Origin of the sequence: Paraperlucidibaca wandonensis, from assembly GCF_042677145.1 — a bacterium.
GTDB lineage: Bacteria > Pseudomonadota > Gammaproteobacteria > Pseudomonadales > Moraxellaceae > Perlucidibaca > Perlucidibaca wandonensis.
Window position 1 is genome coordinate 1,393,309 of sequence record NZ_JBHTIT010000001.1, and the last position, 13,089, is coordinate 1,406,397.

General features: G+C 47.7%; 10 protein-coding genes. All 10 read right to left on the reverse strand.

Annotated features, from left to right (window positions below):
* Positions 1–4: 4 nt before the first annotated feature.
* Positions 5–316, reverse strand: a complete 312-nt coding sequence (locus ACFQ0F_RS06500; RefSeq protein ID WP_379070376.1) for a hypothetical protein — start codon at positions 314–316, stop codon at positions 5–7.
* Positions 317–523: 207 nt separating this feature from the next.
* The gene (locus tag ACFQ0F_RS06505; RefSeq protein WP_379070379.1) at positions 524–1,672 is read right to left on the reverse strand and encodes a LegC family aminotransferase; all 1,149 of its coding nucleotides are present in this window, start codon (positions 1,670–1,672) and stop codon (positions 524–526) included.
* 15 nt (positions 1,673–1,687) lie between these two features.
* Entirely contained in the window at positions 1,688–2,878 is a 1,191-nt protein-coding gene (locus tag ACFQ0F_RS06510; protein ID WP_379070382.1) for a UDP-N-acetylglucosamine 4,6-dehydratase, read from the reverse strand.
* Positions 2,879–2,880: 2 nt separating this feature from the next.
* Positions 2,881–4,146 (reverse strand): UDP-N-acetyl-D-mannosamine dehydrogenase, encoded by a 1,266-nt coding sequence (gene wecC / locus ACFQ0F_RS06515; RefSeq protein ID WP_379070385.1) that lies wholly within the window; start codon positions 4,144–4,146, stop codon positions 2,881–2,883.
* 136 nt (positions 4,147–4,282) lie between these two features.
* Positions 4,283–5,407: a non-hydrolyzing UDP-N-acetylglucosamine 2-epimerase gene (gene wecB / locus ACFQ0F_RS06520; RefSeq protein ID WP_379072122.1), complete on the reverse strand. Its 1,125-nt coding sequence runs from the start codon at positions 5,405–5,407 to the stop codon at positions 4,283–4,285.
* Positions 5,408–5,425: 18 nt separating this feature from the next.
* Positions 5,426–7,606, reverse strand: a complete 2,181-nt coding sequence (locus ACFQ0F_RS06525) for a polysaccharide biosynthesis tyrosine autokinase (protein WP_379070388.1) — start codon at positions 7,604–7,606, stop codon at positions 5,426–5,428.
* A gap of 48 nt (positions 7,607–7,654) precedes the next feature.
* On the reverse strand, positions 7,655–8,083 hold the full coding sequence (locus ACFQ0F_RS06530; protein WP_379070391.1) for a low molecular weight protein-tyrosine-phosphatase: 429 nt from the start codon (positions 8,081–8,083) through the stop codon (positions 7,655–7,657).
* The gene (locus tag ACFQ0F_RS06535; RefSeq protein ID WP_379070393.1) at positions 8,083–9,204 is read right to left on the reverse strand and encodes a polysaccharide biosynthesis/export family protein; all 1,122 of its coding nucleotides are present in this window, start codon (positions 9,202–9,204) and stop codon (positions 8,083–8,085) included. The genes ACFQ0F_RS06530 and ACFQ0F_RS06535 overlap by 1 nt, the downstream gene beginning before the upstream one ends.
* Before the next feature lie 118 nt (positions 9,205–9,322).
* Positions 9,323–11,650, reverse strand: coding sequence for a YjbH domain-containing protein (locus tag ACFQ0F_RS06540; RefSeq protein ID WP_379070396.1), 2,328 nt, complete (start codon positions 11,648–11,650; stop codon positions 9,323–9,325).
* Complete coding sequence (locus tag ACFQ0F_RS06545) at positions 11,647–13,020, reverse strand: YjbF family lipoprotein (RefSeq protein ID WP_379070399.1); 1,374 nt, start codon at positions 13,018–13,020, stop codon at positions 11,647–11,649. Before ACFQ0F_RS06545 ends, ACFQ0F_RS06540 begins: the two co-directional genes overlap by 4 nt.
* Between the last annotated feature and the right edge of the window lie 69 nt (positions 13,021–13,089).

Below are 13,089 nucleotides of genomic sequence, written 5' to 3' on the forward strand. Positions count from 1 at the left end.
TGCATTAATCCTTATGGTTGAAAAGCCACTCACAAACTCCTTGTTCTCGCATACGTTCAATTTCGTTTTGGTTACAGTTTAGATGTTGGTTCAGCCATTCTTGCGCTACTGTTTTTGGGCAGTCTTCTAACAATATCTTGCTAATTTTCTCGTTATTGCTTTGCTTAAGTGTTCTTATAAGGCTTTCGCTTTCTTTGGCGTCTTTCCCTAGAATGAATACACGATCAGCGTAGTTTTTGTTAGTTAGCAACTGGTTGAACTTGGTTATTCTTGCCTGAAAAGCGTTGTCGAAATCCATTAAGAGTAAAGCGTGCATCTTCAGTCTATTATTGAGAAGAGGTAAGTTTTCCTCTAATTGGGCAAATACCTTAGGCCTGCCACCGCTAGGGCTTTTATCATCTATAATTATTTCATTTATATTAGGTAGTGTCTTTGCACTTGGTTATTGAGACTGCCAAGCTAAAAAAGTAAACAATATTCAGCTCTCGTGCCTGTAAAAACAGTAATCTTCATAAACTTATGCTCAGCCTAAGCTTTTTACAGGTGAGCTTGGGATATTCACTAAATGACGTTCTATAAATTCAGAATATGAAAGATCACCTCTAAACGCATTTTTAAACATCGGTAAGCGATGCATCAATTTCCAAATGGGCCTGGTCATAACACCATTTGCATTAGAATTTTTTAGTAGCGCTTCACGAGACTGATGATCTGGGCAAATTATTGCATTTAACCAATAGTTAGATTTTGCGTAGTCCGGCTCTGTAACAAATTTATACGCTGAGCTACTGAAAAAATCTGCATACATTAATGCTAGCTTACGTTTATTATCAATAAAAGCACCCAGTGATTCCATTTGTGCACAGCCTAGTGCCGCATTTAAATTTGGCATTCGGTAGTTAAAACCCGCTTCATCATGATAAAACTCATAAGGGTGTGGGACTTTTGCGGTTGTAGTTACATGCTTAGTGCGTTTACCTGCATCTAAAGTTTTACACAACACTATACCGCCGCCTCCAGTGGTAATAACTTTGTTGCCGTTAAAGCTAATAGCGCCATAGTCGCCAAATGTACCGGTGTGTTGACCCTTATAAAAAGAACCCAAACTCTCAGCTGCATCTTCAATTAAACTAACTTGCCACTTTGCACATACTGCTATAAGTTCATGCAGCTCAACTGGGTGACCAAACGTGTGCATAGGAATCACTGCTTTAATACGCTGCTTTGTAGCCTTATGAACAGGCCCAGTTTCTGTTAAAACGGCGTACTCATCTAAAAATAACTCTAAAGCCTTCGGACACAACCCTAAACTGATAGGTGAAACATCCACAAATGCAGGCTGTGCGCCCATGTGATGTAATGCATTGCAGGTAGCTACAAATGTAAGTGCTTGAGTTATAACTATATCGTTTGCTTTAACCCCTGCCATATACAATGCAGCATGTAATGCTGCAGTGCCATTTACAGTCGCAACAGCTTTGGCTGTACCTGTGTAAATTTCAATATGATTTTCAAAGTCATCAACAAACTTGCCAACACTTGATACAAATGTGCTATTAATTGTCTCTGCTACATATTGTTGTTCATTACCTGCAAACGTAGGCGCATGCAATGGAATAAATTCATTAGTTTGATAAAGGTCTTTAACAAACGAAACAAATTGCTTGGTCATAATAACGACACCCGCTTACATTTTTCCATCAAGATATTTACCGATCTCTTTATGACCAAATCTTGGGATCATTTTGAAGAAAAGCGCCACAATTTGCTCTTTAGTCCACGCTTTATTATTTTTCATTGAAGCTATTTCGCTTTCAAATTCTTTTAATAGCTGATGGTCATATTTAAGCGAATTTTTAATAATACCTATATTCTCAAAACGGGCCATATCGAGTTCTTCATTGTCGGTAAAAAACTCTTCGAAATCTTTTTCACCCGTTGTATCACTTTCGGTGAAAAGGCATGGCCATTTACCTTGTGCTGGTAACGTTTTAACTAACTCACGAGACTCCTCTTCCGTTTTACATAAGTACGGTTCATAGCCTCGCTCGTTGAGGTATTTAACTGCAATGTCAGCAAATGTAATTAGGTGTAATGCTTCGCTTAATTTTGGGAAGAAAATATCTCGGTTATCACCAAAAATACACGACATCAAACATAACTCGCCTGATTCTTGTGGGGTAACAAAGTAACGTTTAATATCACTAGGTGCGACGATAGGCTGCTGCTTTAGGATTCGTTGATTAAAACCATGCAAAAGTGACCCATCAGAAAATGCAACGTTTGCAAAACGTGCCGTCGAAATAGACATATCTTCACTTTTGCGCATTAAAAACATTTCCATAATGCGCTTTGAGGCACCCATCATATTAACAGGATTAGCGGCTTTATCGGTAGACACACAAAAATATTTTTTTGCTCCGCAGTCTATCGACTGCTGAATAGTTTTATCTGTATTAAACACATTTACGTCGATCATACGCATTAATGTAAATGGGTCTTTTTCACTGCGCACATGTTTAAGCGCAGATAGATTTAAGATGTAATCATATTGCCCATCCGCTTTGATGAAAGCATCGTATTCAACAGAGCCAATATCTAAGGCAAATGCTTGAAAATCACCTTCGATGTAGCCAAAAGAACTGCGAATATCACGAACTAGTTCGACCATGTTGTTTTCACTTATATCAACAACATGTAGTTTTTTAGGATTACGTTTAAAAATCTCTGTCGTTACAGCTTGTCCAATTGAACCTGCGCCACCTAAAACAAGAAAACGAGACCGAGAAACTTCTTTGGTAAGCTCAATTTCTACAGCATTAATATCCTGATTAAAAAGCGGCTTATTACGACCAATTAATCTTAATACGTGGTTCATATCTAACACCAAATTCCTTTAGTATCTATTAAGTATTTGTTTTTCATTTTCTGATCTTTGAATTCTTTATGATCCACTAACATCAAATGAATATCAGCAGTTTTTTTTGCAACATCAAATTCAGATAACTTTAATGCACTGACATTACCTGGCAACTCAGAAATATTAGGCTCAACCGCGATAACAGCTCCAGAATGCAGTTCAGCGATTTGCTTAGCAATATTTAAAGCAGGGCTTTCGCGTAAATCATCAATATCAGGTTTAAACGCTAAACCATAACACGCAATGGTGACATCTTTGGCTGTCTTGGTTGGGTTCGCTTGTAAAAAGTCAGCGATCGCCAACTTCACTTTATTAATTACCCACCCTGGTTTAGCATCGTTCACTTTACGTGCTGTGTGAATTATTTGCGCTTCATCAGGCGTTTTACTAACGATAAACCATGGATCAACAGCTATACAATGCCCACCGACACCAGGCCCTGGTTGTAAAATATTTATACGCGGGTGGCGGTTAGCCAGTGATATAAGCTCCCAAACATTAATATCTAACTTATCACAAATGATTGATAACTCATTGGCAAAAGCAATTTGTACATCTCGGCATGAGTTCTCAGTTAGCTTTGCCATTTCTGCTGTACGGGCATTAGCGACTACACACTCGCCCTCTACAAATATTTTGTATAGCTCTACAGCACGCATAGAACACTTTGCAGTCATACCGCCAATCACGCGGTCATTCTCAACCAGCTCACGCACTACATGGCCAGGTAATACTCGCTCAGGGCAATGCGCTACATTTACATCAGCTTCTTCACCTGCAACTTGTGGGAACGATAAGTCAAGGCGAGCTGCCGCTAACCACTCAGCCATTTGCTCTGTAGCGCCAACTGGTGATGTAGACTCTAATATTACTAAGTCACCTTTTTTAAGTAGCGGAGCAATAGCTTCGCTAGCTTTTTTGATGTAGCTTAAATCTGGCTCAGGTATTGTAGAGTCATTGTTCTTAAACGGGGTTGGAACTGCAATTAAAAATGCATCTGCAGGCTCTGGGGAAGTTACTGCTTTTAAGTAGCCCTCTGTTACTGCAGAATGTACGATTAAATCTAGTTCTGGCTCTACTATATGAATTTCACCACGGTTAATTGTATCTACAGCATGCTGATTTACATCTACACCAATTACTTTCTTTTTACGCGATGCAAACATTGCTGCTGTTGGCAAACCAATATAACCTAAGCCAATAACTGAAATTGTATTAAATGACATGACAATCCTTTTTAAATAGGTTTTAGTTTCTACAAATTCTTGTTTATACTTTCCATGAAAATCTTTAATTATGTGTTTTCAAGCTTTCCACTATATTTTTTCAATGTAAAACGTGATATAAAATCGCTGCTACTCATTAGTTTTTTGCTAATATATCGCAAATGCGCTGACATGCTTGGCCGTCACCGTAAGGGTTATGGGCACGACTCATTATTTTATATGCAGCATCATTGGTTAATAGCTCATTTAGCGCTGAAGTGATTTTTGTTACATCAGTACCAACTAATTTTACTGTACCTGCGTCTACCGCCTCTGGGCGCTCTGTTGTATCGCGCATTACCAGTACAGGCTTTCCTAGGCTTGGTGCTTCTTCTTGTATGCCACCTGAGTCAGTCAAAATAATGAGTGAACGGTTCATTAAATACACAAATGGTAAGTACTGTTGTGGCTCTATTAGATGTACGTTATCTAAATTCTTCAAAATTCTTTTTACTGGCTCTTGTACATTAGGGTTTAAATGGACAGGGTAAAGTATTTGCGTATCAGGGTGAGCTTTGGCTGTTTGCGCTAACGCTTCACAAATTCGCTCAAAGCCACCGCCAAAACTTTCTCGACGATGACCTGTTACTAAAATAAGCTTTTTACTTTCATCAAGCATTGGGAATTGCGCAGCTAATGCATTACTTAGCTCTGCGTCATCTTCTATTTGTCGCTTTACAAGTAATAACGCATCAATAACCGTATTACCCGTTACAAAGATATTTTCATCTGCATAGTTTTCTTTTAAAAGATTCGCTTTAGATGTATCCGTTGGAGCAAAATGGAACTTAGTTAAAGCGCCCGTTAATTTACGGTTACCTTCTTCAGGCCATGGCGAATAAATATTACCTGTGCGCAAGCCAGCTTCAACGTGGCCAACTGCTATTTGCTCATAATAAGCTGCTAAACTTGCTGCAAACGTTGTTGCCGTGTCGCCATGAACAAGTACTACATCTGGTTTAAACTCTTTAAGTACTGGTGTTAGCTCTTGCAAAATACGGCTTGTAACTTCTGGCAGCGTTTGCCCTACTTTCATTAAGTTTAAATCGTATTCAGGGGTAATTTTAAAAAGCTCAAGCACTTGGTCTAACATTTCACGGTGTTGTGCCGTTACGCATACTTTAGCGTTAAAGCGGCTATCTTTAGCCAAGGCATGTACAAGAGGAGCCATTTTAATGGCTTCTGGACGAGTACCAAAAACTGTCAATACTTTCACTTTTATTGTCCTTGTAATCAATCCTTACTCTTTACGCTGATCATATTTATACGCATACGCATATTTATAACCGTAACCATAACCCCCAGCCGCTGCCGTTACGCGGTTCAGCAACACGCCCTTCACGCTCACACCGGCCTGTCCTAAGCGCTTCAACGACAACTCAATCTCACGCATCTGAGTTTGATTAAAGCGTGCAACCAACAACGTAGCACCTGCGTGCCGTCCAACAATGGCGGCATCCGTTACTGCCATCACCGGTGGGCTGTCGATGATGACACGGTCATATTTCGCTTCCATGTCTTTCAAAAATTGTTCAAAGCGTGGGTGCAGCAATAACTCGGCAGGGTTAGGTGGTAGCTCACCGGTTGCCACATAGTCGAAATTCTCTAGGCCAGTCGCACGAACCACAGAGCTCGCCTCTAGGTCCTGTGCAATCAACTCCGACAAACCATGTTTGCGCTCAGCGCCAAAATACTCATTTAAATAACCACGGCGCATGTCTGCGTCTATCAGCAACACACGCTCGCCCGTGCTTGCTAGCAGTGCAGCCATGTTCACACTCAAAAATGACTTACCCACGGCTGGGCCGGGGCCGCTAATCATCAACAAGTTGTTCGAGGCATCTACCAAGGCAAAGTGCAAGCTAGTGCGCAAGCTGCGCAGCGACTCAATGGCTAAGTCGTTAGGCTCGTAGTGCGCCAATACCGCCAAGCTGCCACCTTTCTTTTGCAGCTTTTTAACTAATTTCTCTTGTGCATCACTAGCTGGCACCGTTGCCAGAACCGACACACCTGTTTTCGCTTCAATTTGTGCAGCATCCTTCACGCCGCTGCGCAGCGCTTGCCGCAGCAGCACAAAACCAACGCCCATCATGCCGCCTAGCAATAATGCCAGCACCACAATCAATGATTTCTTCGGCGCTATCGGGCGCAAGGTAGGCTGTGCAAAGTCGATGATGCGCACATTACCCACGGTACCCGCACGCACCACTTTCAGTTGCTGTGCGTTATTCAGCAACTGTGTGTACAGCTCTTGGCTCACTTGCAAGTCGCGCGTTAGGCGCAGCAGCTCTTGTTGAGTTTTCGGCAACTTGTCTACTTGGCCGGTAAATTGGCCGCGCTGCGATTGCATAGCCCCTATCTGCTTATCTAACACTTGCACTGAAGGGTGCTCAGAGGTGAAGCGCCCGAGCAATTCTTTGCGCTTTTGCTGCAGCTCTAGCAAGCCAGTTTCCGCCACCACACTTTGCTGCAGCAGTAATTCACCTTCTTTACTAATGTCGATAGAGCCAGTGCGCATGCGGTATTCGTTAAAGCGCACTTCAGCGGCTTCCAGCTGCTTCTTAATCTCAGGTAGCTGGTCGTCTAAAAACTGCAGTGTTTGCTGAGCTTCAGCAGATTTCCGCTCAACGTTTTGGCGCACATAGTTATTGGTGACTTGATTCAGTATTTGGCTGGCTTTATCGGCACTAGGGCCTTTATAAGTCAGGTTAATCATGCCGGTTTGCTTGCCCTGCTCACTAGCACTTAAGCTGCTTTCAATTTGCGCAATCGCTTGTAGCTGGTTTTGCTTAATCAGCGTAAATGACTGGCCAATCGGACTCACTAAATCGCGCACAAACAAACCAATGCGTTCGCCTTGCCAACTAGCGTTAAAGGCCTTGTTCACCTCACCAACCCCTAAGGCCTCACCTTCTGGGCCTATCAGCTGAAATTTACCATCAGCTTGCACGATCAACTCAAAGGCTTCGCCTTGTAGAGCTGTTGGCACATCAAAACGAGTCACACTAATGTTACGTAGCTCGCTGCCAGCAAACATTTTGCCAATAACGGGAAAGTACTTAGGCTGCGCGACGATGTCTAAATGCAGGTCTTCAACCGACTTACCCAACACCATGCGTGAGCGAATCAACTCAATCTCAGTCGCGGCCTGCGTTTTGGTTTCAAACAGACCGCCTAACTCATCGGCTACAGCACCTAAGCCACCAGCTTTACTGTCTTCGACTTGCACTAGGGCGTTTACTTGATAGATCGGCGTTGCTACCAGCGCGTAGAGCACACCCACGCTCAATGCCGCTGCCGTTATGCCAGCTACCCACCAGCGCCCTTCTACTACGCTACCAATAAGGTCGCGCAGGTCAATTTCGTCATCACCGGCATCTTGAGTTTGCACAGGAGGGGTGTAATTTGTAGGAGTGTTCATAGATAGAGTGCCGTATGTTGCTAGATCTTAAGAGGAGTGTCTGCGCGCTTAGCGCAGTTTGGGCAGCCAGGAAGCAATGCCGGTTTGAATATGCTGCAGCGCTAGCTCGAAGGCTTCACGCGGCTTTTGATAGGGATCAGCGATGTCTTGCTTGTCCCAATGCCCGAGCCGATAGACTCGGCCACGGGCTTGTGGGTATTGCTGAGTTAGTAAGGTTTCTTGCTTCTGCGTCATCACGAGGATGATATCTGCTTGGCTGATGAGCTCAGCGTTGATCTGACGCCCTCGATGTTGGCTGATGTCGTGGCCAAGCTCAGTCATTAATACTTGTGCATGGTCATCTGCTAGCGCATTAACCAAAGCGCCCAAGCCTGCCGAACTAATGGCTTTTTGAGGCAGCTCGATTTTGAGCAGCTGCTCGGCCATGGGGCTGCGGCAAATATTGCCGATGCACACCACTAGGATGCGATCAAACATTAGTTGTTTTTAATGTCAGTCGCTGTGTTTAGCAGGCTAGCCGATGGGAAGAGCTGGCTGATGACGCGGTTCCAACGGGTGATGCCCGCGCTGCCCACATACACCATGTCGCCTGCCTGCAAGGCAAACTTGTCCGCCAGCACTAGACTCTCAGGTGAGCTGGAGTCTAGCGAATAGACATCCACCACACGCCAATTCGCATCGGTGCCTGCGCGGTCGCGTAAGACATAGACAGACGAGCCTTTCGAAGTGTTCTGGTTCAGGCCGTTAGCTTCTAGCAGGGCATCGGCCAAGCTGATGCTAGCCAATTTAAAGCGCACGGCTTGTGGACGAGTCACCTCACCCATTACGTAGACCTTTTTGCGGTCGGCGTAAGGCAGCTGTAATTGGTCACCGTCTTTCAGCATGACGTTTGCTGCCGTAAATCCCGCACGGTTGATAGCGTCTAGGTCTAGGTCGTAGGTAATGTCGTCGCGGCGCAGCGTCAAGCTCGATAGATCAGCGTTGAGCAGGTCGATACCGGCTTGGCCAAGCGCGTCGGGCAATGACAATGGCACTGTGGTCACCGGCAAGGCCGAAGCTTTTTGGAAGGCACCAACTAAGTACACTTTTTGGCTGCCGTAGCGTGTTACCGCCACGTCGATCTGTGGGCTTGCAATGAATTTAGTTAAGCGGCTGGTTAATAGGCTGCGTACTTCATCGACTGTTTTGTTAGCCGCTTGTATGGTGCCTGCGTAAGGGTAGAAGAAGGTGCCATCATCACGAATCACACGGCCATTAGCTTCGATATTGTTGATCACGGTGCCGGCAGGAGCCGTTAGCTCAGGGTGGTCCCACACGGTAATGCTGAGCACGTCGCCAGCGCCAATGCGGTAGGCCTCTGGCTTAAAGCCGCTCAGCTCTTCTAGTGTGTCTTGCAGCTGCGCCACGCGCTCACCGCTGTTTTGCTCGGCAATCACATCGCCAGTAATAGGCCGCACCACCACTTCCACACCGGGCTCGTCGCCACCGCCTTGGCTGGAGCTTTTCGGCAATAGGTTTTGCCCAGGCGCAAACACGCAACCGCTAGTAATGACGCTTACGGCGAGGATAGCCGCCGCCATGTGGATGGTTTTTTTCATGCCAAATACCTTCGTGTTAACTCATGAGACACGCTACCGCCACAAGGTTGTACGCTAACCCTTGCGACGTGATGAATGCGCTCAGCGCCTATTGCGGCGCTGATTGTGTGTTTTACCGTTACCGACGTGGCCCACGCAGTTCACTGATAGACCACAAATTGTTGCGACGGCTAAGCTTTTGCCCGCCGTCGCGCTGAATTGGATTAAAGCCTAAGCTAGCTTTAGATTTCGTATGACCGATGGTGAGCAGGTCTAGTGGCACTTGCAGGTAAAAACCTTTGTTAAAGCTGCCTTCGCCAAACTCCTCAGTCGAGACATTGGTTTTGGCAAAATAACCGCCAACCACCACGCCCGAGGCGAATTCGCGCGAAATATCAACTGTGCTGCCTACATCGCCTGCTAGGTAACGGCCGGCCGAGAGTTTAACCCTAAAGTTGTAAAAATTGGGCAGATCTTTGTAAAGCGTGACGTGCCCAGTCTCGACTTGGTAGTCAAGCAAACCCAGCTCGCTCGCGGGGTCGCGCTGGCGCACCACGTTCACATCCACACCCACACCCCAGGTGCTATTGAGTGGGCGGTACAGCACTTCGCCACCAACACCAACAAACATTAGCTCTAAATAACCGCCGTAGCCCTGCGCCTGCCAGTCGTTACCAATCTCGCCAAATTGCGTGAGCTGCAAAGCTTCCAGTCGGATGGGCTGGTCTAGGTATTCACGAATGCGCGTGCGCACCGGCGGCAAAGTGGTGAAGCCAGGGTTGAGCTGCGTGAAGTCGGTGTAGTTGTTGAGCAAAGAGGCCAATACAGTGGCTTGTGCCAGCGTTTGCTCTTTTGCCCAAGCCAACTCAGCGCGACCACCGATGTCGTAAGTGTAGATGGAGTCGACCCCACCGAAACCTTGCTGGAGATATGGCGTTAGGGTTGTTGACCATGGGCTTTGTTCTGGGGTGATGGTTTCGACGCTGTTTACGCTGTTTTCAGCCGTTGCATTGCTCAGGTCTTTTGGCACTTCGCGGCTTAGCACATCCTCAAGGGCGGGCTGCATGTCGCTAGGCGTTAGCGCATCCACTAGTTCATCACGATCGACCGCCACCATGACTTGGCCTAGGCCATGCACGGTGTCTATCAGCTCAAAATGCTGGATAGGCGCCGGCACTGTGGCTTGCAACACGCGCATAGCACGTTCATGACCTACTAGCGCGTCGCGGTAGCGCGTTTGCTCAGCACGCAGCTGCAGCGTGTCGTCTGAGATGGCAATTTGTTCGACTTCGTAGCCAGCCTCTCGCTGAAGACGTTTAGATAAAGCAACCCAGTCGGGGTTGGCAGCAGTGTTTTGCTCGCTGGCGACTTCGTTGTCTGTCTCGTTGCTTGCTACAGCGCCCGTTTCATTGCTTGCGCTTAGCTCATTCGCCGCTACTACGGGCATTACCGCCTCTGGCGTCGGCATCACAGGAGTAATAGGGTCTACTTTTTTCGCCTGACGCAAGGTATTCAGGTTGCCGTGGATGGCCACGCCAAACATCACGGTATTGCCGCGCTCAAAACCCATGCGCAGCGCCACATTTGGGTTCACGCGCAGCTGCGCACCAAAGTTAAACGGTGAGCCGGACTCAAAGGCCGACGGGTTGCTCTCATTGCTGTAGTCGTTGCCGTCGGCTTCGGCGAGCAAGATCAGCGGCTGCCACGGCGTTTGCCACGACACACCAGCAATTGGGCTCATGGGGCCGGTGAAGAATTTCTTAAACTCGATCTGGCCACCCTTACCTGACGTGGTTTTCGGGCGCGTACAGAAATGGTCGGCAGCCGTGCAAAATGGATTCTTTAGGCGATCTCGTTCGCCTAAATTGCCCCAGCCTAAGCCCGCCGTGAAGTCAAAATCACCTAAGCGCTTTGAGGCCACGAGAAATTCGCCATTGAATAGACCAGTACCGGCGAGATCTCGCAAACCCAGCGCTACCGCCGGAAGAACCTCGGTTTCTTCGAGCAGGCGAAAGCGTAAATCCACGCCTTTATCGACGAAATCTTTACCAGTAAACAAAGTACGGCTGCTGTCTTGCACATAGCGCAAGGTGGCATCGAGCCACGGCAGCATCTGCACATTGAGGTTGTAGCGCAGGTAGGGGTCAACTTTGTTCAGGGTCAATGCCACTTCGCCATCGGGTGCCATGCGCGCACTCGGCATTTGCAAATAGCCCGGGCTGCCGAAGTCGTTATAGATGGGCGGTGGCGATGACGGAAATAGTGGCAATGGCGAACTGGTGCCAGCCACTAGTTCGCTGGCGCTTAGGCCACCAGCTGGTTTAGCTTCATGAATTGGTGCTTGTTCGGCTTCGGCAGCTGCTGGCTCACTGTTTTGTGCTGGCGTTGGTGACACCGCCTCTTCAGCGTGGACTAAGCCAGTGAATAACGTGGCAGTAACGGCAAGCGCACTAAAATACACCTTCACTTTGCCTCTCCTACGCGATGCGCAAATACCGCCAACAATTGCTCATTGAGATCGGCAAACGGCCCGTGCAACCAACTAGCTTTAAATGGCACAAAAAAGCGCTCACCCGGCAGCACCAAGCTATCGCTCAAGCCCTGCGTAATGCTTACTTTCACCGGCTTACCAGCGCGCGGGAAGCGATAAATCATGTCTTCATCGGCACCCGGACGCCACAGCGGCGTGTCGCGCAACTGCCGTAATGGCCCGCCAGCCGAGAAATTCAATTTCGCGCGATGAATAGCGCCCGCCACGTCCACGCGGTGCGTGATGCCATTAGCTTCGATAACGTAATGCCTGCCGCGCAGGGCTAGATTGTGTCGCGGCGAAATCAGCAAGCGCGCAGGATGCACCGCCGTTGGCACACGGTCGGCCATGCGCCAGCCACTCATGTCTTTCGCCAAGGCGTTTGCCGTTGCGGCCACGCCGTAATATTTCTCGCCCTGCCAATACGCGGCAAACGCTTCTAGATTTTTAACTACTGCATCACGCTGCTGGTTTAGCTCAGCTTCGCGATCGGTGCTGTAAATCACACTATTGGCCCAGTCAATGTTCGGCTGCGCCAATAGCGATTGTAATAAGTCATTCAGAGTTGCGCCTTTAGGCACACTCGCTTGATAAGTTTCTGGCAGTTTTACCGCTTGCGGCTCAGGCTGAACGGCGGCGCGGCGTATGGTTTCGAATGACCAGCGCGGCAGCAATGGCCCCAGCTGCTGCTCCGATTTCACCACGTTATTGTCGGCATCGAGCCAATACCAGTTGCTGTAGCGATGACCAGTGATTGGCGAGCGCACATCTTCTTTAACGATGGTTAATGCTGGCTCTGCGGCTTCGCTGCTTGCGGTATCAGCTTCGCTTACTGTGCTAGCTGGCTCTACTCGTTGCACTGGCTGCAAACATCCGGTCAATAAATAGTGTCCGGCCTGCAACTCACCCCAAGCACGCCAGCTCGATCGCCAGCACACCGGCTTTTCGGCATCGATGGCCGCTTGCGGCGCCGGCAATGCATCCACGAAAGCGGCGTCGGTACTAAAACCGTCGGTGCCAATTAGGCGGCCTTGCTTAAGGCTGATCAAACGACCCTCAGAGCTGGCGTAATAATCGATGCCGCCCTGCTGCTGTGCCAACACAATGGTCGCGCGCGGGTTTTCAGCAACACGTATGTATTGCGCCGCATAGGGATAGTTGGCGAGCTCTTCTGCCGTGAGCGTGACATCGGCAGGCTTGCTGAAAAGCGCCTTAAAAGTTTCGACAGCAGGGCCAAATTGCGCACTTGTGGCGCAGCCGGCTAGTGACACCGCGACAACACAGGCAAATCCGACAAGTTTATGCATAGCAGCCCTGCTTATTTCGCTAAATCACGCGAAAAAAAGACCCCGTGCGGGGCCTTTTTTCTTCAAACA